Source organism: Phytoactinopolyspora mesophila (assembly GCF_010122465.1).
In the GTDB taxonomy this organism is placed as follows: Bacteria; Actinomycetota; Actinomycetes; order Jiangellales; family Jiangellaceae; genus Phytoactinopolyspora; species Phytoactinopolyspora mesophila.
Window position 1 is genome coordinate 162153 of sequence record NZ_WLZY01000001.1, and the last position, 25795, is coordinate 187947.

The 25795-nt window shown below is 67.1% G+C and carries 27 protein-coding genes; 15 read left to right on the top strand and 12 right to left on the bottom strand.

Translation table 11 applies throughout. The features are described 5' to 3' along the window. Positions 1–19 precede the first annotated feature (19 nt). The 10 genes from F7O44_RS00655 to F7O44_RS00700 form a co-directional block, all read right to left on the bottom strand. Positions 20–937, bottom strand: a complete 918-nt coding sequence (locus F7O44_RS00655) for an amidohydrolase family protein (protein WP_425501314.1) — start codon at positions 935–937, stop codon at positions 20–22. Then, complete coding sequence (locus F7O44_RS00660; protein ID WP_162448276.1) at positions 934–1395, bottom strand: MaoC family dehydratase; 462 nt, start codon at positions 1393–1395, stop codon at positions 934–936. The genes F7O44_RS00655 and F7O44_RS00660 overlap by 4 nt, the downstream gene beginning before the upstream one ends. A gap of 43 nt (positions 1396–1438) precedes the next feature. Next, on the bottom strand, positions 1439–2320 hold the full coding sequence (locus F7O44_RS00665) for an SDR family NAD(P)-dependent oxidoreductase (RefSeq protein WP_162448277.1): 882 nt from the start codon (positions 2318–2320) through the stop codon (positions 1439–1441). Between the two features lie 40 nt (positions 2321–2360). Continuing rightward, positions 2361–3659, bottom strand: a complete 1299-nt coding sequence (locus F7O44_RS00670; protein ID WP_162448278.1) for a TRAP transporter large permease — start codon at positions 3657–3659, stop codon at positions 2361–2363. 1 nt (position 3660) lies between these two features. Further along, complete coding sequence (locus F7O44_RS00675) at positions 3661–4242, bottom strand: TRAP transporter small permease subunit (RefSeq protein WP_162448279.1); 582 nt, start codon at positions 4240–4242, stop codon at positions 3661–3663. 32 nt (positions 4243–4274) lie between these two features. Then, positions 4275–5411 carry a TRAP transporter substrate-binding protein gene (locus F7O44_RS00680; RefSeq protein WP_162448280.1) on the bottom strand — a complete coding sequence of 379 codons (1137 nt, stop codon included), beginning with the start codon at positions 5409–5411 and terminating at the stop codon, positions 4275–4277. Positions 5412–5743: 332 nt separating this feature from the next. Continuing rightward, on the bottom strand, positions 5744–5992 hold the full coding sequence (locus F7O44_RS00685; protein WP_222850925.1) for a DUF6458 family protein: 249 nt from the start codon (positions 5990–5992) through the stop codon (positions 5744–5746). A gap of 31 nt (positions 5993–6023) precedes the next feature. Continuing rightward, positions 6024–7016 (bottom strand): COX15/CtaA family protein, encoded by a 993-nt coding sequence (locus tag F7O44_RS00690; RefSeq protein WP_162448282.1) that lies wholly within the window; start codon positions 7014–7016, stop codon positions 6024–6026. Between the two features lie 51 nt (positions 7017–7067). Then, positions 7068–7784 (bottom strand): ABC transporter permease, encoded by a 717-nt coding sequence (locus tag F7O44_RS00695; protein ID WP_162449242.1) that lies wholly within the window; start codon positions 7782–7784, stop codon positions 7068–7070. 41 nt (positions 7785–7825) lie between these two features. Then, positions 7826–8752 carry an ATP-binding cassette domain-containing protein gene (locus tag F7O44_RS00700; RefSeq protein WP_162448283.1) on the bottom strand — a complete coding sequence of 309 codons (927 nt, stop codon included), beginning with the start codon at positions 8750–8752 and terminating at the stop codon, positions 7826–7828. Between the two features lie 107 nt (positions 8753–8859). Here F7O44_RS00700 and F7O44_RS00705 point away from each other — a divergent pair, with 107 nt between their 5' ends. Further along, positions 8860–10347, top strand: a complete 1488-nt coding sequence (locus tag F7O44_RS00705) for an outer membrane protein assembly factor BamB family protein (RefSeq protein ID WP_162448284.1) — start codon at positions 8860–8862, stop codon at positions 10345–10347. Here F7O44_RS00705 and F7O44_RS00710 read toward each other — a convergent pair. Continuing rightward, positions 10344–11033, bottom strand: a complete 690-nt coding sequence (locus tag F7O44_RS00710; protein WP_162448285.1) for a DUF3137 domain-containing protein — start codon at positions 11031–11033, stop codon at positions 10344–10346. The two genes, F7O44_RS00705 and F7O44_RS00710, sit on opposite strands and share 4 nt — an antisense overlap. Positions 11034–11232: 199 nt before the next feature. On the opposite strand from F7O44_RS00710, the gene F7O44_RS00715 reads away from it, so the two are divergent. From F7O44_RS00715 to F7O44_RS00760, 10 genes are all read left to right on the top strand, one after another. Beyond that, positions 11233–11961: a helix-turn-helix transcriptional regulator gene (locus F7O44_RS00715; RefSeq protein ID WP_162449243.1), complete on the top strand. Its 729-nt coding sequence runs from the start codon at positions 11233–11235 to the stop codon at positions 11959–11961. A gap of 1 nt (position 11962) precedes the next feature. Next, positions 11963–13375, top strand: a complete 1413-nt coding sequence (sufB, locus tag F7O44_RS00720; protein ID WP_162448286.1) for a Fe-S cluster assembly protein SufB — start codon at positions 11963–11965, stop codon at positions 13373–13375. A gap of 76 nt (positions 13376–13451) precedes the next feature. After that, entirely contained in the window at positions 13452–14666 is a 1215-nt protein-coding gene (sufD, locus tag F7O44_RS00725) for a Fe-S cluster assembly protein SufD (RefSeq protein WP_162448287.1), read from the top strand. A gap of 194 nt (positions 14667–14860) precedes the next feature. Next, entirely contained in the window at positions 14861–15619 is a 759-nt protein-coding gene (gene sufC / locus F7O44_RS00730) for a Fe-S cluster assembly ATPase SufC (RefSeq protein ID WP_162448288.1), read from the top strand. Between the two features lie 162 nt (positions 15620–15781). Then, a complete protein-coding gene (locus F7O44_RS00735; RefSeq protein ID WP_162449244.1) occupies positions 15782–17047 on the top strand; it encodes a cysteine desulfurase in 1266 nt (421 codons plus the stop codon). After that, the gene (sufU, locus tag F7O44_RS00740) at positions 17044–17493 is read left to right on the top strand and encodes a Fe-S cluster assembly sulfur transfer protein SufU (RefSeq protein ID WP_162448289.1); all 450 of its coding nucleotides are present in this window, start codon (positions 17044–17046) and stop codon (positions 17491–17493) included. The genes F7O44_RS00735 and sufU overlap by 4 nt, the downstream gene beginning before the upstream one ends. Positions 17494–17775: 282 nt before the next feature. Further along, complete coding sequence (locus tag F7O44_RS00745) at positions 17776–18102, top strand: metal-sulfur cluster assembly factor (protein WP_246220618.1); 327 nt, start codon at positions 17776–17778, stop codon at positions 18100–18102. Next, the gene (locus F7O44_RS00750; protein WP_162448291.1) at positions 18099–18710 is read left to right on the top strand and encodes an HAD family hydrolase; all 612 of its coding nucleotides are present in this window, start codon (positions 18099–18101) and stop codon (positions 18708–18710) included. The genes F7O44_RS00745 and F7O44_RS00750 overlap by 4 nt, the downstream gene beginning before the upstream one ends. 64 nt (positions 18711–18774) lie before the next feature. Continuing rightward, positions 18775–19320, top strand: a complete 546-nt coding sequence (def, locus tag F7O44_RS00755; RefSeq protein WP_162448292.1) for a peptide deformylase — start codon at positions 18775–18777, stop codon at positions 19318–19320. A 105-nt stretch (positions 19321–19425) separates the two neighbouring features. Then, entirely contained in the window at positions 19426–20100 is a 675-nt protein-coding gene (locus F7O44_RS00760) for a formylglycine-generating enzyme family protein (RefSeq protein ID WP_162448293.1), read from the top strand. Between the two features lie 178 nt (positions 20101–20278). Here the strand turns inward: F7O44_RS00760 and F7O44_RS00765 are convergent, their stop codons facing one another. Further along, entirely contained in the window at positions 20279–21721 is a 1443-nt protein-coding gene (locus F7O44_RS00765) for a uracil-xanthine permease family protein (protein ID WP_162448294.1), read from the bottom strand. A gap of 272 nt (positions 21722–21993) precedes the next feature. On the opposite strand from F7O44_RS00765, the gene F7O44_RS00770 reads away from it, so the two are divergent. Genes F7O44_RS00770 through F7O44_RS00785 form a run of 4 tightly spaced genes read left to right on the top strand, consistent with a single transcriptional unit; the run spans position 21994 to position 25788 of the window. Further along, complete coding sequence (locus F7O44_RS00770; protein WP_162448295.1) at positions 21994–22917, top strand: AAA family ATPase; 924 nt, start codon at positions 21994–21996, stop codon at positions 22915–22917. 3 nt (positions 22918–22920) lie between these two features. Further along, the gene (locus F7O44_RS00775; RefSeq protein ID WP_162448296.1) at positions 22921–24105 is read left to right on the top strand and encodes a vWA domain-containing protein; all 1185 of its coding nucleotides are present in this window, start codon (positions 22921–22923) and stop codon (positions 24103–24105) included. Further along, positions 24098–25213 (top strand): XdhC family protein, encoded by a 1116-nt coding sequence (locus F7O44_RS00780; protein ID WP_162448297.1) that lies wholly within the window; start codon positions 24098–24100, stop codon positions 25211–25213. The genes F7O44_RS00775 and F7O44_RS00780 overlap by 8 nt, the downstream gene beginning before the upstream one ends. Continuing rightward, on the top strand, positions 25210–25788 hold the full coding sequence (locus F7O44_RS00785; protein ID WP_162448298.1) for a nucleotidyltransferase family protein: 579 nt from the start codon (positions 25210–25212) through the stop codon (positions 25786–25788). Before F7O44_RS00780 ends, F7O44_RS00785 begins: the two co-directional genes overlap by 4 nt. Positions 25789–25795: the final 7 nt, after the last annotated feature.

Genomic DNA, 25795 nt, shown 5'->3' on the forward strand with positions numbered 1-25795 from the left:
CTTCCCGGCCAGATCGACGTCAGTTCAACGCCAGTCCGAGTGCTCGGACCGCATTGTCCTTGAGAATGAGTGGTCGTACTTCGGGTTTGAGATCGAGCTGGCCGAAGTCTGCCAGCCATCGGTCCGGGGTGATCACCGGATAGTCCGACCCGAACAGCACCTTGTGCTTGAGCAAGGAGTTCGCCTGGCGCACGAGCTGCGGGGGAAAGTACTTCGGGGACCAGCCAGACAGGTCGATGAACACGTTCGGCTTGTGGGTCGCCACCGACAGGGCCTCATCCTGCCACGGCACCGATGGATGTGCACAGATGATCGTCAGGTCGGGGAAGTCCACGGCGACATCGTCGAGTTCCATCGGGTTGGAGTACTTCAGCCGGATTCCTCGTCCGCCGCGCAGGCCGGCACCGATGCCGGTCTGGCCGGAGTGGAACAGGGCCGGGACCCCCAGTTCTTGGATGGCGTCATACAGGGGGTAGGCCAGCCGATCGCTCGGGAAGAACGCCTGCAGGGACGGATGGAACTTGAACCCCCGCACACCGTAGTCCTCGACCAGGCGCCGGGCATCGCGCGCGGCGGCCCGTCCACGATGTGGGTCGATACTGGCGAACGGGAGCAGGATGTCCGCGTGCTGGGCGCAGTCGGCGGCTATCTCCTCATTGCTGATCGGCGGGTGTCCGGTGGCCGACTCAGCGTCGACGGTGAACACCACGGCCGCGATCCGCCGTTCCCGGTAGTACGCGGCGATGTCCCCAATCGCGGCCTGCGGCGCACCGGCTTTGAAGTAGGCCGCCTTCCCAGCTTCCAGTGCGGGCGGCAGCGAGGGGTGCCCGCACGCGGAGATCTCCGCGTGGACGTGCACATCGATGGCGACGAGCCCGGAGACATCGATGGATGGTGCCGGCGACGTCCCTGCTCGGCCCGAATCGGGCGCGCTCACATGAACCAACGTTCGAGGAAGCGGGCCACGCAGGCCGGCTTGGTGCCGCCTTCCACCTCGAAGGTGATGGTGTAGGCGGTCTGCACCCCGCCGCTGACCTCGCTGACGTCGTCGACGACGACACTGGCGCGGACCTTACTGCCGACCGGGACCGGCGCCGGGAACCGTACCTTGTCGAGGCCGTAGTTCACCCCCATCGAGAAGCCCTTGACCTGCAGTAGTTCGGTCAGCACCACCGGGATCGAGGCCAGCGTGAGGAAGCCGTGGGCGATGGTGCCGCCGAACGGGCCGCCGGCGGCGCGCTCGGCGTCGACGTGGATCCACTGGTTGTCTCCGGTCGCCGCGGCGAATTGGTCGACCTGCTCCTGGGGCACCGGCAGCCAGTCAGTAGGGCCGAGGTGCTGGCCGACCAGTGCCTTGAGACCGTCGACACCGTCGACCACCCGTGGTGTGCTCATCGTTCTTCCTCTCGTGTGTTTCGTTACCTGAAATCGGCCGCGCTCACAGCTGCGACAGCAGCCAGTCGCCGTGAGCAGCGGCGCCGTCGAACTCGAGTCCGCCGTTCAAGCTGGCGACGTCGTCCCAGCGTTTCGCCAGGGTTTCCGGGCTGATCGAGGCCCCGAAATGCACCCCGGGCCCTTGTGTCACTGCGACCCGGGCGACGTGCCCTCCGCCGGCGGCGAGGATCGAGCCGCTGGTGGGGCAGGCGGCCGAGCACAAGAGCGCGACCACCGGCGCGACGAGGTCGGGGTCGATCTTGGCCAGCGCTTCCGGCGGCAGGATGGTCTCGGTCATCGGCGACGCCGCCACCGGTGCGACGGCGTTGACCGCGATGCCGGCTTTACGGCCTTCGATGGCCAGGGTCCGAGTCAGACCGACCAGCGCCATCTTGGCCGCCGCATAGTTGGCCTGGCCGAAGTTGCCGTAGAGACCGGCCGGCGACGTGGTGTTCACGACGCGGCCGTATCCCTGCTCCTTCAGGTGCGGCCACGCCGCCATCGTGACGTGGAAGGCCCCGAGCACGTGTACCTCGAGTACGTCGCGGACCTCCTGCTCGGTCATCTTCGCGAATGACCGGTCCCGGAGGATGCCGGCGTTGTTGACGACGGCGTCGACCTGGCCGAATGCGTCCAGCGCTGAGGCCACGATGGCAGCTGCGTCCGCCGGATTGTCCACCGAAGACCGGTTGGCGACGGCCCTCCCACCGGCAGCGGTGATCTCGGCGGCGACGACGTCCGCCGAGGGACCGTTGTCACCAGTGCCGACGTCGTTGACAACCACGCTGGCGCCGCGCCGCGCCAGCAGCATCGCGTAGCTGCGGCCCAGGGCGCCTCCAGCGCCGGTGACGATGACGACGCGGCCGGCGAGTCCTATTTCTGGCACAGAGGTCCTCCTTGATGAGTGGTATGCCGACACGGATGGGTCACCGCATCGCGCTCGGAAGCCAGGTGGCGAGGGCGGGAAAGGCAATCACTACGGCAATGGCCACGCACAACGTCAGCCAGAAGGGCACCAGCCCACGAAAGACCTTGCCCAGCGAAATGCCGGTCAGCCCGGAGACGACGAAGGTGATCAGGCCGATCGGCGGGGTGAGCAGGCCGGTCAGCAGCATCATGATGGTGACCACGCCGAACCACACGCCGTCGTAGCCGAGGTCGATGATGATCGGATACATCATCGGAGTCATGATCACCAGAATCGCGATCTCGTCCATGATGGCGCCGAGCGCGAGGTAGATCAGGAAGATGATGCCGACGATCAGCCAGGGTGTCAGATCGATCTCGCCGACGGTCTGGCCGAGCCACATGGGGATGCGGGTGACGGCCAGGAAGAATCCGAACATCTGGCCGGCGATCATCAGCAGGAAGATCTGCGCGGTGACGGTGATCGTCTCGTTCACGCTGGCGCCCAGGGCGGACCGGTTGAGCCGGCGGGTGAGCAGCCCGTACATCAGCGCGAGAAACGCGCCGGCCACACCTGACTCGGTCGGGGTGAAGAAGCCGAAGTAGAGCCCGCCCATACTGATCGCGAAGATGACGGGAACCGGCCAGACCCGGCGGATCGCCCCAATCACGGTGACACCCGGCCGCTCGGTGTTCGCGGGCGCCAGCCCTGGGCGGCGGCGCACCAACAGGTAGGCCGTGGTCATGAGCAGCATCGCGGTCAACACGCCGGGGACAAACCCGGCGATCAGCACTTGGCCGATGGGTTCCTGAGTCAACACGCCATAGAGGACCAACAGCGCACTCGGGGGGATCAGCGCCCCGAGGGTGCCACCGACGGCAGCGGAGGCCGCGGACAGCCCGTCGTCGTAGCCGTGCCGTCGCATCTGCGGAACCGCGACCCGTGACATGGTCGAGGCCGAGGCGACACTCGAGCCGCTGACGGCGGCGAACATGGTCGACGCCCCGATGGTGGCGACGGCGAGCCCGCCCTTGACCCGCCACAGGAACCGGTCCAGCGACAAGTACGCGTCGCGGCCCAGCCCCGCGTTCGCGAGCAGCATCCCCATGAAGATGAAGAACGGGATCACCGACAAGCTGTACATCGACGCGCCGCGGAACGCGTCGGCGCCGAGGCGCGCCAAAGCCGCGTCGGGGGTGACGATGAAGCTGTAGCCGCATACCGCGACAACGATCATGGCTATCGCGACCGGAACGCGCAACGCGATCAGGAGCAGCATGACGGCGATGCCGAGGAGGCCGACCAGCTCGAATGCCATATCAGTTCCTCTCCGCCAGCGCCTTGACGGCGAGGATCGTCTTCGACAGGATCGCCAGCGCGAACGCGCTGCTACCCAGGACCGCCAGCAGGGCGACCGGATAGAGCGGGATCCGGAGGATGCCGGTGGTGAAACCGCCAGCGTCCAGCTGCTCCGCGTACTGCCAGAGCCGCCACGTCATCACCGATACGACGACGAACGCGACGACCCCGGCGAACACCCGCAACACGAGCTGTCCGGTCGCGCCGAGACGGACATAGAGCAGGTCGACGGTGATGTGCCGGTCCCGGTCCTCGGTCAGGGCGAGCCCCAGGTAGACCAGGACAACCACGGCGAGTTCGGTCATCTCGATGGTCCCGCGCAGCGGGTGCGAGAAGACGGCCCGGCCAACGATGTCGCCGACGGTCCAGAGCAGCAAGGCCACCATCACGACGCCCGCGACCAGGTGAAGCACCGTATTCACCCGGACCAGCGCTCGGGTCAGCGGACCACCGTGCCGCTCGCGGAGCTGCTCGGCGGTTACTGCTCTGACCGGCTCGGCCGGCTCCTCGTCGCCCGGATACCCAGGTGTCGGCTCAGTCACGGTTGACTCGCTCTTCCGCTGCCGCCGGCAGCTCAGAACCCGGCAAGGTCGAAGAGCAAGTCAGCCATCTGCTGCCCGGGCACCCCTTCGGCCTCCCGCTCGTCGATCCATTGGTCGAAGACCGGGCCGACCGCGTCGCGCCAGCGAGTGAACTCCTCGTCCGGCAACTCGATGGTCTCGACACCGTGCTCCGGCCAGTACTCGGCCTCGACCTCGTCCGCGGCGGACTGGTGGCGTTCGGCCAGGCGCATTCCCAGGTCAGGACCGGAAAGCTCGGCCAGCGCCTCTTGTTGTGCCGGCGACAAGGAGTCCCACGCGAGTTGGCTCATCACGAACACGAACGCACCGGTGTAGCAGTTGCATGCCGTCCGGTAGCCGGTGCTGGGCCCCAGGTCGAACACCCGGGTGGCGGAGTTGGCGAGCTTGTAGCCGTCGATCACGCCTCGTTCGACCGCGTCGTGGATCTCCGGGCCGGGCTGGCTGACCGCCGAGGCGCCCATGGCCTCCAGGGCCTGGCTCTGCAACGGAGCTGGACTCCGGATGGTCAGGCCAGCGAGGTCTTCAAGGGTTTGCACCGGTTGGTCCCGGGTGAACAGGTCTCCGGTGTCCATGGCCCACATCGACAGCACGTGGACGTCGCTGAACTCTTCCTGGAAGGCGGGAAACTCCTCCCACAGTTCCCACGCGGCCTCGGTGGCCACCTGCGCGTCCGGGAACATGAACGGGGCCTCGATGATCTGGGAGATCGGGAACCGTCCAGGCGTGTAGCCGGGCATAGTCCATCCCAGGTCCTGCGCGCCGACGGCAGTGTTCTCGTACACCTGCGGCGCCGGGGCCAGCGCTCCACCGGCGTGGATCTCGATGTTGACGGTTCCACCGGTGGCATCCCGGACTTCTTCCACCCAGGGCTCCCACACTGTCGTCTGAATCGGATCGGTGGGCGGGAACGGGTGCCCGAACGTCAACGTGACCTCGGGGCCGAAGTCTTCTGGCTGATCAGGGGCATCGTCGGCGGGCTCGTCGCCGGGTTCCGCGTCGACGTCGGCCCCGGCTTGCTGATCGGTGGTTGGTTCGTTGGTGTCGTCTGCCGCACAGCCGGCCAAGACGAGGCCGAGTGTTAGCGGGGCGGCGAGGGCGCGCGGCACCCACGTCCTGGTAGCGCCTCCCATGTGAGTTCTCCCTTTCGCTCGACGCAAGTGGCGTCGACGGCGGATGATCTCCGCCCTCGGCAGACTCAATTCAATGCAGTATCACGTCTACGTGTCAATAGTTTGTCATCTATTGTTGCCCGGCTGGGCGCTGGCGTTGGATGCGCGCAACAACGGGCGAGCCGGTTCACAGCTCGTAGGACGCGTGAAATGAAGGCAGCCGGGGACGCCACTGAGCAGGCGGTGCCCAGTGGTGGGCGTCAGGATCGCCTGGTGAGCGACGTCACCGTGGGCGCCGTGGTCGGTGTGCTCGGCGGGAAGATCGGCCGCCGTGGGCCGAGTTCAGGCTGCCGTTACGGCCGGTCGATGTCGTCCGGCCGGTCGATGATCTCCCGGGTTCGCCGTCCACGCATACTGGCGACGATCATGGACAAAATGATGGCCAAGGCGCCGACTCCGGTGAGAATCCATCCGATCGCGCTCAAGTCGAAGTCGGTTAGCCGGTCACGCACGCCGAAGGACAAGATCAGCCCTACGGCGATCAAGAACACTCCGAGGCCGATGCTCATCTCGATGCCTCCGTCCCGGTCGGGGTTCGACAACTGAGTACCCCGATGCTCACCCGGCAAACGGTTATGCCGCGCGAACCGCCTCCGAGCGGGCACCGCCGGTGACCCGGACCGGGTGCCAGCGTGTCGCGTACCAGGCATCGACCGCGGCGAAGACCATCACAGCCGCGCCGGCCAGGTGGATGGCGACCAGCAGTTCCGGTAGCTCCAACCGGTACTGCACCGCGCCGACGATTCCCTGCGCCAGCAGTGCGCCGAGCAGGAAAGCGGCGGTGCGTGCCGTGCGCCCGGGCGAGCCGGCCACCCGGGCCGCGAAATACAACCCGATGGTCAGCCCGAGCATCACAGCGGCGGCATGGGCATGGAATCCGGCGACGAGCCCGAGGTCGAAACCGGTGCGAGGGGCGTCTGGATCGCCCGCGTGCGGCCCGCTCCCGGTGACGACAGTACCGAGATAGATCGTGATCGCCGTGGCGACGAGCGTGACCACACCCAGGCGCTCCAGCCACGGGACGCCGATGCGTCGCGGGACCGCGAGCGCGGGACGCTGGGCGCGTCGTACCAGGACGGTGGCGACACCCACCAGCACGGCCGACACCAGGAAATGGAACATCACCACCCAGGGATTCAGGTTGGTCCACACGGTGATTCCGCCGATGAACGCCTGAGCGGGGATGACGCCGAACAGGAAGATCGAGGGATACAGCAGGTCGCGACGCGGGCGGTCGGAAGTGAAGGTCCGGATGACGGCCAGCAGCATGGCCAGGGCCACGAACCCGAGGACGAAGGTGAGCAGCCGGTTGCCGAACTCGACCGCGCCGTGAATGCCCATCTCGGGGGTGGACGTCCAGGACTGGGCGGTACATCTCGGCCACTCGGGGCAGCCGAGACCGGAATCGGTGAGCCGGACCGCGCCTCCGGTCACGATGATCCCGGCCTGGGTGGCCAGTGAGGCGTAGGCGAGCTTGCGGAGGGTGGCTTCGGACGCCAAGGGCAGCCGCTGCACGCCCCGAAGCCGTGCAGGCGGCGCCGCCGGCCGACGCTGCGTCGTCGTCACCATGTCATCGTACGTGGGGCGCTTCGCGCGGCATGAGACACCTCTGTGTGGTCATTCCCACCGGAACCAGCGGGCAGCGGCGGCGAAGCCGGCGACGCTCCAGCCGGCCAGGACAGCGACGTTGCTCCACGGAAGTGTTGCGCCGTCGGCGAGCACGGACCGCAGCCCTTCGGCGAGGGCGCCCGCGGGAGTGGCGGTCAGGATCGGCTGAACCGCATCGGGAAACTGCTCGATCGGGATGACGATGCCGCCCAGAACCAGGAGCAGCAGGTACACCAGGTTCGCCGCCGCCAGCGTTGCCTCGGCACGCAGAGTTCCGGCCATGAGCAGGCCGAGGCCGGCGAATGCCAGGGTCCCGGCGACGAACAGCACCACCATGGCCAGTGCCGAGCCAGCAGGCCGCCAGCCGAGGGCAAGCCCGAGTCCACCAACCAGAACCACCTGGAACACCTGGACGATGAACACGGTCAGCGCTTTGGCCAGCAGTAGCGCCCAGCGCGGAAGCGGCGACACGGCAAGGCGCTTGAGGACGCCGTAGCGTCGTTCGTAACCCGTCGCGATCGCCAGCGAGGTGAACGCCGTCGACATAACCGACAGCGCGAGAATGCCCGGTACGAGGAAATCGACGCGCTCGTACCCGGCCGTGTCGAAGACCGGCACCGCCACCAGGAGCGCGAGCAGCAGGACCGGGATCACGGCGGTCAGGAGCAGCTGTTCACCGTTGCGCAAAAGCAGACGCGTCTCGAAAGCGGTCTGGGTGAGCAGCATCCTGGTGACCGGAGCCGCGCCGGGCGCCGGCTGGTAAGTCGTCACGGCGTCAGCTTCCGTCCTGTGCGCTCGAGCACCACGTCCTCGAGTGTCTTCCGCCCCACTTGCAAACCTTCGGGCATGATGTCGTGGGTGGCGCACCACGAGGTCACCGTAGCCAGCAGTTGCGGATTGACCGTTGCCCGGATGACGTACCGGCCGGGTGCCGCCTCGTCGGCCGCGGCGCCTTCGGGTAGGGCGTCGACCAGCCCGGAAAGGTCGAGGCGAGGTGGGCCGGTGAAACGGATCGAGGAATCGGCGTCGCGGGTGAGTTCTTGCGGACTGCCCTCGGTGACCAGGCCGCCGTCGTCGATGATGATCACGTGATCGGACAGCCGCTCTGCCTCGTCGATCAGGTGTGTCGTCAGCACCACGGTGACGCCGTCGTCGCGCAATTGAGTCAGCAGATCCCATACCGATCGGCGCATTCGTGGGTCGACGCCGGCGGTGGGCTCATCGAGGAACACCACTTCGGGGCGTCCCACCAAGGCCGCGGCGAGCGCGACTCGTTGGCGTTGCCCGCCTGACAGGCGCCGGACCGGCGTTCGTCCGGACTCACCGAGTTCGAGGCGTTCGATCAAGGGCGCAACCGCAAGTGGGTGTGCGTGCAACCGGGCCAGATGCGTCAATAGTTCGGGGGCGCGGGCACCCGGGTACAGGCCGGCGCCCTCCTGGAGCATCACCCCGATGCGCGGCCTGAGCTGAGCGCCGTCGCGGCGGGGGTCGAGCCCCAGTACCCGGACGGTTCCGGAGTCAGGGGTGCGGAAGCCTTCGCAGCATTCGATCGTGGTGGTCTTGCCGGCGCCGTTCGGCCCCAGCACGGAGGTGATGGTGCCGGTGCGGACGGTCAGTGAGATGCCGTCGACGGCGGTGGTGCGGCCGTAGTGTTTGACGAGCGAGGCGATCTCGACGGCGGCGGAGGAACTCACTTGCCGAGTCTCGCACGGCCCGGCCAGATGGAGACGCACGACCGTCATCGCCAGGAGACGCCGATTCAGCGGCCGCCGGCCAGAGCGCTTCCATAGGATTGCGCCTCGTGACACGTGAAGACTCCAGAACGGCGTCCAGATCCCGGCGCGCCGAGGTAGCTGTCGGGCTGGTCTTGGCGGGGCTCATCGGGCTGGTGGTGTCGTGGTTTCACGACTGGGGACGCAGTGCTGACGCACGCTGGCTCGAAAACACGGGCTGGCTGGTGCTGCTGACCGGTGTGCACGGGTTGCTCGTTCTCGCCATGCTCGTTGACCGGCCGGGGCGTCGTCCCCAGTCCGATGCGTTCATGGTGGGCGCGGTCCCAGCCGTGATCGGCGTGCTGTGCGGGTGGGCCGCGCTGACCGGAAACACGCCGCTCCCGGCTGGTATTCGCTGGCCGATCGTCGTCGGATCTGTGGCCGCGGGGGTGCTCGGCGCCGGCCTCCTGCGGTGGTCCGCCGCTCGCGCCGGCGTGGTTCCGAGACGGCGCCCCGTTCTTGTGATGGCTATGGCGGCGGCCGCCACGGTGGCCGTGCTCGTGCCGGCAGGCGCTTGGCGAGATGCCATCAACATCGACTCGGTCACCACCGAGGTCGTGCTCAGCGAGCCGCACGAGGTCTCGTGGCCGCCCGAGGTGCTCTGGAACGTTGATGGGCGCTCGAACGTCGCCAGTTCCGATGCGGGCGTGTTCATCGGCTCGACGCGGGAATTGGTGGCCTACGACCCCGTGACCGGCGAGCGCCGGTGGAGCTACTCCGATGCGGCCGGCGACCCCGCAGGGCCGTCACGGGTCACGGCGGATCCGGACGGAACGAGGGTCTATTGGGAGGCCACCGGCGGGCTCGTGGTGTTCGACGCGTTGACCGGCCGGATCGAGGAATGGCTCGACCTGCCCGTTCCGGTGGCAGCTGGAGACGGGCAGCTCGTCGTCGTGGGTCGAGACCGGACCAGTCTCGAGGTTTTCGGCGACAACGGTGATCGACAGTGGGATGCCGAGCTTCCCGGTGGGTGCGATACCGGACAACTGTGGCCCGACGGCAAGATCGGCATCGGCGGTGATCGAATATTCGTGGCGGCGTTCTGCGACGACGGCCCGGCCGTGTTCTCGTACCAGGCGGATACCGGAGCCGACCGCCGGTCGACCCGGGTATCCGCGACGGAGACAACCGATTGCCTGAACCTCAGGGTGAATTCCGGCGTGGTCGCGGTGCGCACCTGCCCGGATCCGGAGCCGGGCACGCCGGGGGCGACAACGCAGGAGATACGCCGACTCGATCCTGACGATCTCAGTGTGATCTGGCTGGCCGAGGTCGGCGAGTGGGCCACGACAGTGAGCGAGGACCTCGCCGTCGATGAGCACACGGTGTACACGACCGGAGACAGATGCGGTTTCCGGGCGGTCTCCGCAATAGACGGTGAGGTGATCGGTGATCCGGACCAGGACTATCGCGTGGAGGGTGACGAAGTCCGGCGGCTGTGCGTGAGCCGGCTGTGGACAAGCCGCGGTGTCCTCGTGGCAGCGTCCGGGACAGACAGCGTGGCGGCCCTCGGTTAGTGTCTGTGGCCGTAACGGTCCCAGAGTTCGGGTGGCACGCGATCCAGTACCGCGCACATGGCATCCAGGCGGGGCACCACGGATCCGGCCTGTAAGCGGCCCTTCCGGTAGGAGATCATCGCGTCGCCCTCGAACCGCCAGGCCCAGACGTCGGTGCTCATGAGCTCATGCACCATGGCGTGGTGCAGTACTCGACGGCCGAAGTCGGCATCGTCGCACTTCACCTTGTAACGGCGGTCGAACTCCGGGTCGCCGATCTCCAGGCCGGCGAAACCGAAGGCGCGGGCCACCTTGCCGCCCAGTGCGCCCTCGGCGCCCAGCGAGATCGACGGCACCGCGGCAGGCAGGTCGATCACCCACACGCTGTAGTGATGCGTCGTGGTGCTGGTGGTCTGGCCGGTGCTCGTGGTGGTCGTGTAGGAGTACTCGAAGGCTACGAAGTCGCGGCCCTGGTGCGAGCCCGCTACAGCATTGCGGCCACGTGAGCGGCGAGGGTGCCCGCGAAACGGTGGGCCGTCCCATCTGGTGGCCAGGGAGTCGTCGCGGCCGATCCATTCCCAGCCATGGCTGGCTGCGAGGGCCTGGAGGGCCTCGGTGCGCTTCTTGCCCGCTCGGTAGGTCAGAGCGATGGCCACAGCAATGACGACGGCGCCGCCCGCGGCGATGAGGATGATCGTGCTCTCCATCTGAACCCTTCCGAGTCTTCAATCTAGAGCGAATCACAATAGAGCGGTCTATGGGGGAGTCGTGGTCGCGATGGAGGTGTAAGCGACTGATGTCGCAGAGGTTAGGTGAGCCTGGCCTGCGTGATTGACGCCACGGACGGCATTGTGCGCGGAATTTGTCTCTCGTCCGGAAAAAGAGCACGATGGTGTTGTGAAAAACATGCGGGCAGGAGCCACAGCGACGGAGGAGCCCTCCGCCGCGGTGGATTCGCACGCTGGCACCAGGGAACGCGTCGCACGCGCCATCCTGGAGAACGGGCCGTCCACGGCGGTCGCATTGGGCGAGCAGCTCGGGCTGACACCGGCGGCGATCCGCCGGCACCTCGATGCTCTCCTCGCTGACGGCGTGATCGAGGCTCGCGAACAGCGGGTCTACGGTCAGCGTGGGCGAGGGCGCCCGGCGAAGGTCTTCGTGCTGACCGACGCGGGCCGCGACGAGTTCGAGCAGGCGTACGACGACCTCGCGGTCGGTGCGCTGCGCTTTCTCGCCGAGACTGGTGGAGAGTCGCTGGTCGCGGAGTTCGCCCGGCACCGGGTCGCCGACCTGGAGCACCGTTACCGGCCGCTGATCGAGGCGGCCAGGCCGCAGGACCGTACGGCCGTCCTGGCGGCGGCCCTGACCGGCGACGGCTACGCGGCGTCGGCGGCTGAATCACCGGTCACCGGCGGCGAGCAGTTGTGCCAGCATCATTGCCCGGTGGCGCATGTCGCCGAGCAGTTCCCGCAATTGTGCGAGGCCGAGACCGAGGTGTTCGCGCGGCTGCTGGACACCCATGTTCAGCGAATCGCCACGATCGCCCACGGCGACGGCGTCTGCACCACACACGTTCCCCGGAGTATCGATGCGCCGGGGCAGCACACGGAAGACCCTGCGGAGAGGATCTCTTGATATGACCACCACTGCTCACCCGGAGCTCGAAGGCCTCGGGCGGTACGAGTACGGCTGGGCCGACTCGGACGTCGCCGGCGCAACGGCGAAGCGCGGTCTGAACGAGGACGTCGTCCGGGAGATCTCCGCGCTGAAGAACGAGCCCGAGTGGATGCTCGACATCCGCCTCAAGGCGTTGCGGCTGTTCGAGAAGAAGCCCATGCCCACCTGGGGTGCGGATCTGTCGACCATCGACTTCGACAACATCAAGTACTTTGTCCGTTCGACGGAGAAGCAGGCCGCCTCGTGGGAGGACCTGCCCGACGACATCAAGAACACGTACGACAAACTCGGCATCCCGGAGGCGGAAAAGCAGCGCCTGGTCTCCGGTGTGGCCGCTCAGTACGAGTCCGAGGTCGTCTACCACCAGATCCAGGAAGACCTGGAGAAGCAGGGTGTCGTTTTCCTCGACACCGACACCGCGCTGCGTGAGTACCCGGAACTGTTCAAGGAGTACTTCGCCTCGGTCATCCCGGCGGGCGACAACAAGTTCTCCGCGCTGAACACCGCCGTATGGTCCGGCGGTTCGTTCATCTACGTGCCGAAGGGTGTACACGTCGACATCCCGCTGCAGGCCTACTTCCGCATCAACACGGAGAACATGGGCCAGTTCGAGCGGACGCTGATCATTGTCGACGAGGACGCCTACGTGCACTACGTCGAGGGTTGCACCGCGCCGATCTACACGTCGGACTCGCTGCACAGCGCCGTCGTCGAGATCGTGGTCAAGAAGGGCGCCCGGGCTCGGTACACGACCATCCAGAACTGGTCGAACAACGTGTACAACCTGGTCACCAAGCGCGCCACGGCCGCCGAAGGCGCCACCATGGAGTGGGTCGACGGCAACATCGGCTCGAAGATCACCATGAAGTACCCGGCCATCTGGCTGATGGGCGAGCACGCCAAGGGTGAGACCCTGTCGCTGGCCTTCGCCGGTGAGGGACAGCACCAGGACTCCGGCGCCAAGATGGTGCACATGGCTCCGCACACCTCCAGCTCCATCGTCTCCAAGTCGGTGGCGCGTGGCGGTGGCCGCACTTCCTACCGGGGCCTGGTCCAGGTGATGCCGCGGGCTACCACCAGCGCCAGCACGGTGCTGTGTGACGCGTTGTTGATCGACACCGTGTCGCGGTCTGACACGTACCCGTACGTCGACATCCGCAACGATGACGTCTCCATGGGTCACGAGGCCACGGTGTCCAAGGTCAGTGAAGACCAGCTGTTCTACCTGATGAGCCGAGGTGTGCCCGAGGACGAGGCGATGGCCATGATCGTGCGCGGGTTCATCGAGCCGATCGCGCGTGAGCTGCCGATGGAGTATGCCCTGGAGCTCAACCGCCTGATCGAGTTGCAGATGGAAGGCGCCGTCGGCTGACAGCGCCACCGGCCACGCAAGACACCAATCCGGCTGGCTCGACCAGCCCGGCTGACGAGTAGAACCCGAGGAGCAGATGAGCACCGCCACCGACACGCCGGCCCAGCATGGCCTGGGCGCCCACTCGCACGGCGCCGGAACGGAGCCGGACTCGAGCGCACGCAGTGCGCTCGACCGCTTCGCGTCGTTCGACGTCAACGCGCATCCCGTCCCGCGTGGCCGCGAGGAGGTTTGGCGGTTCACCCCCATGAGCCGTCTGCGTGGCCTGCACGACGACGCGCCTCTCGACGGCGGCGACTACAGCGTGGCGGTCGACGTCGATCCGCGGATCAGTGCGCAGTCGGTCGGCGCGGACGACTCCCGTCGAGGCACATCGACCTACGTGCCGGTGGATCGGCCGAGTGCTCGTGCCTGGGCGGCGGCGGAGAAGGTGTTCGCCGTCGACATCCCGCGCGACACCGTGATCGAGCAGCCGGCCGTGATCAAGCTGACGGGCGCGTCGGCAGAGCGCGGTGCCGCTGGGCACTTGGTCATCACAGCCGGCCGGCACAGCAAGTCGGTCGTCGTGGTGGAGTACGAAGGCTCCGCAGCCTTCGTCGAGAACGTCGAGGTCGTCGTCGAGGACGGCGCCGAGCTGACGGTGGTCACTCTGCAGGACTGGGCCGACGACGCCGTGCACCTGGCGCACCACCACATCCACGTCGGGCGCGATGCCAAGGTGAAGCACGCGGTCATCACCTTCGGCGGCGACCTCGTCCGCACGGGGACGACGATCAACTACGCCGGTCCCGGCGGTGACGCCACGCTGCTCGGGTTGTACTACGTCGACTCCGGTCAGTACGTCGAGAACCGGCTCATCGTCGACCACAACACCCCGAACGCCACCAGTGACGTCGAGTACAAGGGTGCGTTGCAGGGCAAGCAGGCGCACTCGGTCTGGGTCGGCGACGTGCTGATCCGCAAGGAAGCTCTCGGGATCAACACCTACGAGCTCAACCGGAACCTCGTGCTCACCGACGGTGCTCGCGCCGATTCGGTGCCGAACCTCGAGATCGAGACCGGCGAGATCGAGGGCGCCGGGCACGCGAGCGCCACCGGCCGGTTCGACGACGAGCAGCTGTTCTACCTGCAGGCGCGCGGCATCCCGGCTGAGCTGGCACGCAAGCTCGTCGTCCGTGGGTTCTTCGCGTCGCTGATCAACCGGATCGGCGTGCCGGAACTCAAGGACCGCCTCATGACAACGGTCGAGCGCGAGCTCGCCGTCGTTGAACAGAAGGCCACCGAGTCGTGAGAGGAGGCCCGGGGCATATGGAATCCTCCCCGCCCGCGGCGAGGTCGTCGCGGGGCTCCTCCCACGCCGATGCCCGAGCCGAGCCCCGGAGGATTCCATATGCCCCGGGCCCCGACCGAGTCGAGTGGCGGCTCCGCCCGGGCGACGGCAAGACGAGACTCTGAATAACACACGAAAAGAGGCACGAGTAACCGATGAGCACCCTCGATATACGCGACCTGCACGTCTCCGTCGAGACGGAGAACGGCCCGGTCCAGATCCTGCACGGCGTCAACCTGACCGTGCGCAGTGGCGAGACACACGCGATCATGGGCCCGAACGGCTCCGGCAAGTCCACGCTGGCGTACGCCCTGGCGGGGCACCCCAAGTACACGGTCACCTCCGGCTCGGTGAAGCTGGACGACGAGGATGTCCTCGAGATGTCCGTCGACGAGCGGGCGCGTGCGGGACTGTTCCTGGCGATGCAGTACCCCGTCGAGGTTCCTGGCGTGTCGGTGTCCAACTTCTTGCGTACCGCGAAGACCGCCATCGACGGCGAGGCCCCGAAGCTTCGCACGTGGGTCAAGGACGTCAAGGGCGCGATGGACGAGCTGCGCATCGACCCGGACTTCGCCGAGCGCGACCTCAACACCGGGTTCTCCGGCGGTGAGAAGAAGCGCCACGAGATCCTCCAGCTGGAGTTGCTGAAGCCGAGCTTCGCAGTACTCGACGAGACCGACTCTGGCCTGGACATCGACGCCCTGCGCATCGTGTCCGACGGCGTCAACCGGTTCACCTCCAGTGGCGACAAGGGCGTCATGCTGATCACGCACTACACCCGCATCTTGCGCTACATCACGCCGGACTTCGTGCACGTGTTCGTCGGCGGCAAGATCGCCGAAGAAGGCGGTGCGGAGCTGGCTGAGAAGCTGGAAGAGAAGGGGTACGTCGACTACGTCGGCGCCTCCGCCTGAGCCATCGAGACCGAGGCACCCTAAATGTCTGAATCCCTAAATGATCATGTTTGGTAGGTTTCCTCGTGCCTTGACAGGTATGCAGGCATGGTGACGCACGAGAAAACCCACCAAACATGATCATTTTGCGGCAGTGAGAAGGAGGTAGCCGTGGCGCACCGGATGGCCAGCCCGCTGGACGTGGATCGGATCCGCAAGGACTTCCCGATCCTGGAACGGCGGCTGGCCGGCGACCGTCAGCTGGTGTACCTGGACTCGGCGAACACCTCGCAGAAGCCGCGGCCAGTTGTCGAGGCGATGGCCGAGCACTACGAGCGGCACAACGCGAACGTCGCGCGGGCAATCCACCAGCTCGGTGAGGAGTCCACGGCGGCCTTCGAAGGCGCCAGGGACAAGGTCGCCGCGTTCATCGGAGCCCCCAGTCGCGACGAGGTGATCTTCACCAAGAACATCACCGAGGCACTCAACCTGGTGGCGAACACTCTGGCCAGCGGGCTTGCCGACGACCCCCGTTATCGACTCGGCCCCGGCGACGAGGTCGTCATCACCGAGATGGAGCACCACTCCAACATCGTGCCGTGGCAGCTCGCGTGTCAGCGCACCGGTGCGACGCTTCGGTGGTTCGGGCTGACCGAGGAAGGCCGGCTCGACCTCACGAACATCCACGAACTGATCACGCCCCGCACCAAGATCGTCTCGCTCGTGCACCAGTCGAACATCCTCGGCACGGTCAACCCGGTGGAGCAGATCGCGGCCCGCGCCAAGGAAGTGGGCGCGCTGGTTCTGGTCGACGCCGCACAGTCCGTGCCGCATCAGCCGGTCGACGTGTCGGCGTTGAGCACGCAGGGCGTGGACCTGCTCGCGTTCACCGGGCACAAATTATGCGGTCCCACCGGTGTCGGAGTGCTGTGGGGACGTCGTGAGGTTCTCGATGGGCTGCCGCCTTTCCTCGGCGGCGGCGAGATGATCGAGACCGTCGCGATGGAGGGCTCGACGTTCGCGCCGATCCCGCACAAGTTCGAGGCCGGCACCCCGCCGATTGCTCAGGCCGTCGGGCTGGGCGCGGCGATCGACTATCTGACCGGCATCGGCATGAACAACATCCACGAGCACGAGCGGGTCATCACGGCATACGCGCTGGACCGGCTCGCCGACATCGACGGCGTGACCATCATCGGCCCGGCCATACCCGTCGACCGGGGCGGCACGGTGTCCTTCACCGTCGACGGTATTCACCCGCACGACGTCGGTCAGGTGCTCGACGAGTACGGCGTCGCCGTGCGAGTTGGCCACCACTGCGCACGGCCGGTCTGCATCCGTTATGGAATACCAGCGACCACCCGAGCGTCGTTCTATCTGTACACCACCACAGCGGAGATCGACGCGTTGCTGGACGGAATCGAGCAGGTGAAGAGGTTCTTCGGTTGAGCGAGTCGCTGTACCAGGAGATCATCCTGGACCACTACAAGAGCCCGCGGGGGCGCGGGCTCCGTGAGCCGTTCGACGCCGAAGCACACCACGTCAACCCCACCTGCGGCGACGAGATCACGGTGCGGGTACGGCTCCACGGTGACACCCTGGCCGACGTCTCCTACGACGGCCAGGGCTGCTCCATCAGCCAGGCCTCGGCCAGTGTGCTGTACGAGCTGCTGAACGGGCGCCCGGCGGCCGAGGCGTCACCCGTCGAAGCCGCGTTCAACGAGCTCATGCACGGCAAAGGACAGGTCGAGCCGGACGAGGACGTACTCGGAGACGGGATCGCCTTCGCCGGCGTCGCCCGTTACCCGGCCCGGGTCAAGTGCGCATTGTTGTCCTGGATGGCGTTTAAGGACGCGGTGGCGCGGGCGCAGTCCGTTGAAGAGGTGAGTCGGTGATGCCGGCCCCGCCCGCGTCCGGCTCGGTCCTCGGTGTTGCGGATTGTTCCGGCGGCGACGGGAGTCCCCGTCCTCGCCCGCGGCTCACTCGTTCCTCGCTCGCCGATGCCCACCGCACCATGGACGGGGACTCCCGTCGCCGCCTTGAGCGTTCCCGCACCATGGGCAGAGATCACCCCTCGCCGTCCGCCCCGACACGACATCAAGTCAGCCTCCTTCTTGGCGGCGCCCGGCACGGCGTGAGGGTGGAGCAAGGTACGGCGGTAGACGTTTTTTGGGAGAATGGTTGATATGACGACGACGGTTGATATTGAGGATCTGAAAGAGGCGTTGCGCGACGTCGTGGACCCCGAGCTCGGGATCAACGTCGTCGACCTCGGCCTGATCTACGGCGTGAACGTGGACGACGAGGGCGTAGCCACCATCGACATGACGTTGACAAGCGCCGCCTGCCCGCTGACCGATGTCATCGAGGAGCAGGCGAGATCGGTCACCGACGGCCTGGTCAATGAGCTGCGGATCAACTGGGTGTGGATGCCCCCGTGGGGTCCTGAGAAGATCACCGACGAGGGACGCGAGCAGCTTCGGGCACTGGGCTTCAACGTATGAACACGGTCGTCTTCGATCTGGGTGGCGTCCTGATCGACTGGGATCCTCGTTACCTCTATCGCAAGCTGCTGCCCGATGATGACGATGTCGAGCGGTTCCTTTCCGAGGTCACGACCCCGGAGTGGAACCTGGAGCAGGATCGCGGCCGTTCGTGGGACGACGCCGTGGCACTGCTCAGCGAACAGCACCCGGGTTACTCCGAGTTGATCGCGGCTTACCACCACCGGTGGGAGGAGATGATCGGTGGTCCCATCGGGGAGACGGTGGACATCCTCCAGGATCTCCGCAACACGGGAACCGAGCTGTACGCGCTGACCAACTGGTCGGCAGAGAAATTCCCCATCGCCCGGGAGCGATTCCACTGGCTGTCCTGGTTCGAGGGAATCGTGGTGTCGGGGGAGGAAGAGCTGATCAAACCAGATCCGCGGATCTTCCGGCTGCTCGCCGGCCGCTACGGCGTAGAACTGCCGTCGGCGGTCTACATAGACGACAACTCTGCCAACGTCCAGGCCGCGGCTAGTCTCGGTATGACCGCGTTGCATTTCACCTCGCCCGCCAAGCTACGAGTGGACCTGACGGGCGCGGGTCTACTTTCCACGCCCGAGTGACCATGTGGGTTCAGGACGCCGTGTTGGTAGGCGGCAACGGGGAGTTACGAGGGAGAATGAGCGAATGACGGTTCGGCCGATCCGGCTGTTCGGTGATCCAGTTCTGCGGACCAAGGCCGAGCCGGTGGTCACGTTCGACAAAGAGCTGCGGGGCCTGGTCAAAGACCTGACCGAGACGATGCTCGAAGCCGGGGGAGCGGGGCTGGCGGCGCCACAGCTCGGCGTGTCGCTGCGGGTGTTCACCTACGATGTCGACGGCATCGTCGGCCACCTGATCAACCCGGACCTCGAGCTGTCCGAGGAGGAACAGTTCGGGCCCGAAGGGTGCCTGTCTATTCCGGGTCTCGAGTATGACTGTGTACGCGCCTACGGTGTGGTCGCCAAGGGGTTCAACGAGTTCGGCGATCCGGTGACGATCGAAGGCACTGAGTTGCTGGCTCGCGCGATCCAGCACGAAACAGATCACCTCGACGGGATCCTGTTCATCGACCGCCTTGACCGCGAGGCGCGCAAGGCCGCCATGAAGGCGATCCGTGAGGCCGAGTGGGCCGGAGAAGCACCACCAGAGGTGAAGATCTCCCCGCACCCGACGTTCGGCCGCGCCACCTGAACCTGTCGCGGCCGCGCCGAGCGCGTGCCTGCTCGGGGTTCGTGGCCTGGCGTAACGTTTGGCCACGCAGAACCCGTCGTTACCGTTACGTGAGGCCACGAAGCTATGCAGTCGTCGATCGCCGATTACCTGATCGGGCTGCCCTCCGGTGAGATCACGCTCCGCGACGAGGGCACGCGGTCGGACTGGAGAGTCGAGGTCGGGGCGTTCCAGTTGATGCGTTGGCCGGTGACTCGCGAGATGTACGGCGCCGGCACCGGCGAAGTGCCGGCCGGCGCTGCCGGAGCATCGGTACCGATCACTGATGTGTCGTGGCTGGACGCGGTGCGGTACTGCAACGTGTTGTCCGAGGCCGAGGGGTTGCAGTCTGCCTACGCGATCGGCGACGACCCGGACGGGCTCGACGTGGCCTGGGACGAAGCGGCCGACGGCTACCGGCTGCCGTCCGAGGCCGAGTGGGAGTACGCCTGCCGAGCCGGCAGCGCTGAAGCCCGGTACGGCGAACTCGACGAGATCGGGTGGTATCGCGGAAACTCCGGCGGCGCGGTCCACGACGTCGCCACCAAGGCACCCAACGCTTGGGGACTGCACGACCTGATCGGCAACGTGTGGGAATGGTGCTGGGACCTCTACGACCCCTCGGTCTACGGTCCGTACCGGGTCTTCCGCGGCGGCGGCGCCTATGATCCGCCGCGTGGCTGCCGGGCATCATGCCGCCGGAAGAGCCACCCGACGTTCCGCATCGACGACCTCGGGTTCCGCCTCGCCCAAGCCGTCTAGCGCCCAAGCCGTCTAGCGCCCAACCCGTGGTGATCGTCAGTGGGTTGTGGTCGCGAAGAGGTGACGATCACCACGGATTGGGATGGATGGATTGGGGTGGATGGGTTGGGTTGGGGTGGGTTGGGGTGCGTGGGTTGGGTGGGTGGTTGGGTGCGTGGGGTGGGGTGGGATGGGTCAGTTAGTCGTCGGCGGGGGTCTCGCCGACCGGCCCGCGGATCTCGTCGTCGGTGATGAGGCCGCGCTCCCGGTCCGTGCCCGGGATGACGTTGTCCAGGATCAGCCCGAGGATCGCCGCCACGGCCATGCCGGTGCTGCCGACTGTCGTGATGACGTCGCCGATCCATTCCGCCCACGAGATGTGGATCTCGACGCCCTCGAAGTAGGCCGGCACCGACAGCCCCATGAACAGGATGAACCCGATGATCATCAGATTGCGCTGGCTGGTGAGGTCGGCACGGGTGACGTTGGAGATACCGATGGACGCGATCAGCCCGAACAATGTGCAATAAAGCCCGCCGACGATGGGTTGCGGGATAGTGGCCACAACCGCGCCGAACTTGGCGATCAGCCCGAACAGGATCAGGAACCCCGCGGCGATATACACCACCCGCCGGCTGGCCACCTTGGTCAGCGCCACCAGGCCGATGTTCTCGGTGTAGCTGGTCGAGGCGAATCCGCCGAACATGCCGGTGGCGAAGCAGCCCACCCCTTCAGCCCCGATGCCGCGGTTGATCTGCTTCTCGGTCGGGTGGTCCTTGCCCACGGCCCGCGAGATCGCGTGGTAGTCACCGAAGGACTCGATCATCGACGCGAGGAAGCCGGCCAGGGTGGCCAGGATGAAGCCCAGGCTGAACTGTGGCCAGCCCCACGGCATGAAGATGCCGCCATCGCCGAAGACGAGACTGCGGACCCAGGGCGCGTCGCCGACGCCGTCGAAGCTGACATACGCCGGGTTGCCCTCGGTGAGCACACCGATGGCGCTGAAGAACCAGGCCGTGACGTAGGCGAGGAGCAGTGCCAGCAGAATCGGGAACAGCGAGAAGAACCGCACTCTTGGCGCCAGGATCAGGGCGAAGGTGAACGCCGCCGCGATGGTCAGCCCGCCGAACCACCAGTTGCCGCCCGCCATGGGAGCGCCGGCCTGGAACAAGGCGAGGCCGATCAGCGCGATCACCGGACCGATGACCACCGGAGTGATGTATCGGCGGATCCGCCCGAACAGCCCGGTATAACCGAGCACCATCTGCAGCACCGAGCCGGCGATGATGGCGCCGGCGATGTATTGCATGCTGACATCGCCGCCCTGGGCGACGGTCCCGGCGATGATCGCGAAGAACGGGCCGAGGAATGCGAACGACACACCCTGGATGATCGGTAGCCGGGTGCCGAACCGGACCTGGAGGAACGTGGCGATGCCCGAACAGATCATCACGGAACTGACCAGGATGGCCATCTGTTCCGGATTCATGTCCATGGCCGGGCCGAGGATCAGCGGCACGGCTACCGTGGCGCCGAACATGGTGAGCACATGCTGGATGCCGAGTCCCACGCTCGCAAGCGGTCTAGGGACGTCGTCCAGCCCGTAATTCAGGTCAACCGGCCTTGCTGGGGTGCCGCTCATGAGAGGCCCTCCTGTATTCCGCTCGAGAAACCGGCCCGTCTGGGGCCGGAATGCCACGACGACTGCGCCCCGCCGGTGGAGCTTCAGTAGTATTGCCGGACCACGCTCACCAGACGAACACGGGTGCGTGGTCATCTCAGGCATGTTCCGTGGACAAGCAAGTTACCGGTCCGATGTGGTCTCGGTCACCTGGTGACATTCACGACGTTCCTAGCCTTCCTCCTGGCACATTTCGCCATGGTGAGAGTCCCGGTCTGGCGTAGCGTTGACCCATGACGGATACTCCGGACCGATTCGAGACCGGTCAGCGCGAGACGCCGTACAACGGGGACGTGACCAGCCCCGCCCAGCTGAGCGATCGCCTGGACGCCGCCGGATACCTCGCCGACGACGGCCTCGCGACAGCAGCCTTCCTGGCCATCCGCATGGGCCGGCCGCTGTTCGTCGAAGGAGAGGCCGGCGTCGGCAAGACGTCACTGGCCCAGGCACTCGCGGTGGCGTTGGGAGCGCCGCTGATCCGCCTGCAGTGTTACGAGGGCGTCGACGCCGCGCAGGCGCTCTACGACTGGGACTTTCCCCGTCAGTTGCTGCATCTGCGCGCTGCCGAGGCCGTCGGGGTCACCGACGTCGACCGGTTGGAGCACGAGCTCTACGACCGCCGGTTCCTGCTGGCCAGGCCGCTGCTGCGAGCCCTCGAAGAATCGCCGTGTGTCCTGCTCATCGACGAGATCGACCGGGCCGACGACGAGTTCGAGGCATTCTTGCTGGAAGTGCTCTCGGACTTCACCATCTCCATCCCCGAGGTCGGCACCGTCCGGGCCAGCACACCACCCGTCGTCGTCGTCACCAGCAACCGGACCCGTGAGGTGCACGACGCCCTGAAACGTCGCTGCCTGTACCACTGGCTCGACCACCCCGGCGTCGAGCGCGAGATCGCGGTGATCCGGCGGCATCTCCCCGAGGTCACCGAGCGGCTGGCCGCCGATGTCGCGCGCACCGTCCACCGGCTGCGTGAACTGGACCTGCTCAAACCCCCCGGCCTGGCGGAGTCGATCGACTGGGTCGCCGCGCTGTCGGCGCTGGGCGCGAACCAGCTGGACGCGGATCTGGCCGCGCGCACCCTCGGAGCGGTGCTGAAGTATCAGGAAGACACCGAGCGGATGCGGCCCCAGGTCGCCGATCTGGTCGGCGGATGAGCCATGGACCGGCCTGGCACACACACAACTGCCGACGACGATGCGGTTGGCGCGGTCGTGGAGTTCGCCGGCCGGTTGCGTGCCGCGGGTGCCCGGGTGCCGCCAACACGCGTGCACGCGATGATCCGCGCACTCGGTGAGCTCGGCGCGGACTCGCTGGCGTCGGTGTACTGGTCCGGCCGCCTCACGCTGTGTGCGTCGCCGGAGGACATCGACAGGTTCGATCACGTCTTCGCGGCGTACTTCTCCGGACGTCCGGAGCGTCCGCGCCCGCGCGTCGCGGTCGAGCCGTCGTACCAGCTCGTCGCCCGGCCCGCGGACACGGCCGGGAACGGCGATCAGCACGATGACGAGCCCCAGCCCCCGGAACAGCTGGCCACCGCCAGCCGGTTGGAGGTGCTGCGGCATCGCGACGTCGCCGAGCTCGGCGTGGCCGAACGCGCCGAGGTGCAACGTTTTGTCAGCCTCCTGGTGCCCGCCGGACCACAGCGGCTCACTCATCGGCTGCGCGCGTCGCCCAGCGGCACGGTGGACCCGCGCCGCACCGTGCGGACGATGCTGCGCCACGGGGGTGAGCCTGCTGAGCTGCTGCATCGCAGGCGGGCGCGCCGGTATCGCCGCTTGGTCTTCATCATCGACGTCAGCGGATCGATGGCGCCGTACGCCGACACCCTGCTCCGGTTCGCCCATGCCGCGTGCCAGGCGCGGCCGGGCACCGAGGCGTTCACCGTCGGCACCCGGCTCACACGCGTCACCAGAGAGTTGCGGATGCGGGAACCGGGCCTGGCGCTGGCGGCGGCGTCAGCGGCGATACCGGACTGGCGCGGTGGCACCCGGCTGGGCGCCGAGCTCAAGGAGTTCCTCGACAGATGGGGCCAGCGCGGTTCGGCACGAGGCGCCGTCGTCGTCATCGCCAGCGACGGATGGGAACGAGGCGACCCTGCGCCGCTGGGCGAGCAGATGGCCCGGTTGCGCAGGTTCGCCCGGCACATCGTCTGGGTGAATCCGCACCGGGGACGGGCCGGATTCGTGCCCCGCACAGGTGGCATGCTGGCCGCCATCCCGCACATCGACCGGCTGGTGGCCGGGCACTCCCTGGCGGCGATGGAGGAATTGGCCCGCACGTTGGGGAAGAATGAACCCCAGCACCTGGCCGGTCTGTCGGGGAGGGTGATGGACCATGCGTGAGGTGATGGACGAACTCGTGGCCGCGGTGGGTGACGGCGGCCGTGCCGGGCTCGTGACAGTCGTGTCGACCTTTCAGTCCGCACCCCGACCCGCCGGTACGTCCATGGTGGTCACCGAGACCGGTGAGGCGATCGGTAGCGTGTCGGGCGGCTGTATCGAAGGCGCGGTGTACGAGCTGGCTCAAGAGGTGATCGGCGGCCGCGAACCTACCCTGCAGCGCTACGGCGTCAGCGACGACGACGCGTTCGCAGTGGGGCTGACCTGCGGCGGCATCATCGACGTATTCGTCGAGCCGGTCGATTCCGCCGTCTTGCCCGAGCTCCCGGCGATCGCGGAGAGCGTGGCCAGTTCCGTGCCGGTGGCGCTGGCGACCGTTGTGGCCGGCCCAGGATCGGTGGGCACGCACCTTGTGGTGTGGCCGGATCGCGTATCGGGCACTCTGGGCGGGCAGCGGCTGGACGATGCCGTCGCCGACGACGCCCGCGGCATGCTCGACCAAGGCAGCACCGGTATTCGCCGTTATGGCGCCGAGGGCGAGCGCCGTATGGACGAGCTGGAGGTGTTCATCCAGTCGTTTGCGCCGCGGCCGAAGATGCTGGTGTTCGGCGCGATCGACTTCGCGGCGGCCGTCGTGCGGATGGGCAAGTTTCTCGGCTACCACGTGACAGTGTGTGACGCTCGGCCGGTGTTCGCGACCCAGCGCCGTTTCCCCGATGCCGACGACGTGATCGTGAGCTGGCCGCACGACTTCCTGGCCCGGACCACGATCGATTCCCGCACGGTGATCTGCGTGCTCACCCACGATCCGAAGTTCGATGTCCCACTGCTCGAGTCGGCGCTGCGCACACCCGCGGCATACATCGGGGTGATGGGATCGCGGCGCACCCATGACGACCGGCTGGATCGGTTGCGCGAGCGTGGTGTCACCGAGGAAGAGCTGGAGCGGATGTCCTCGCCCGTGGGGCTGGACATCGGAGCCCGCACCCCGGAAGAGACAGCGGTGTCGATCGCCGCGGAGATCATCGCTGCTCGATGGGGCGGGACGGGGCAGCGGCTGCGCGATCTGTCCGGGCCGATCCACCACGACCGGATTGGTGGATCACGATGACCGTGCCGGCGGCGGGGCTGGTTCTGGCGGCAGGGGAGGGGCGCCGCTTCGGCGCGCCCAAGGCCACATTGCCGCTCGGAGGCAAGCGGCTGGTGGATCAGGCTGTGCGGTTGCTGGTCGACGGCGACTGCTGGCCGATCGTCGTCGTTGACGGGGCGGTCCGGGTGCGAGTGCCCGGTGCGAGAGTGGTGCACAATCCCGACTGGCGGACGGGTATGGCGTCGTCGTTGCGGGCCGGCATCGAGGCGCTACGCGACGAGGAGGTCGGCGCGGTAGTCGTCGCGCTGGTCGATCAACCGTGGCTGGGCCCCGAGTCCGTCCACCGGCTGCGGGCGGCGCGGGCAGGAGGTGCGTTCGTGGCTGTGGCCACCTACGGCGGCGAGAGCGGCAACCCGGTGCTGCTGGGCCGGGAGGTGTGGGACGACGTCCTGGCCCTCGCCGAAGGCGACGTAGGCGCCCGCGCCTTCATGCAGGCCCACCCCGAGCTGGTCACGGCCGTGCCGTGCGACGGCACCGGTCGCCCGGATGACGTCGATCACCCAGGCGACCTCCGACCTGATGATCATGAACACTAGTTGACCG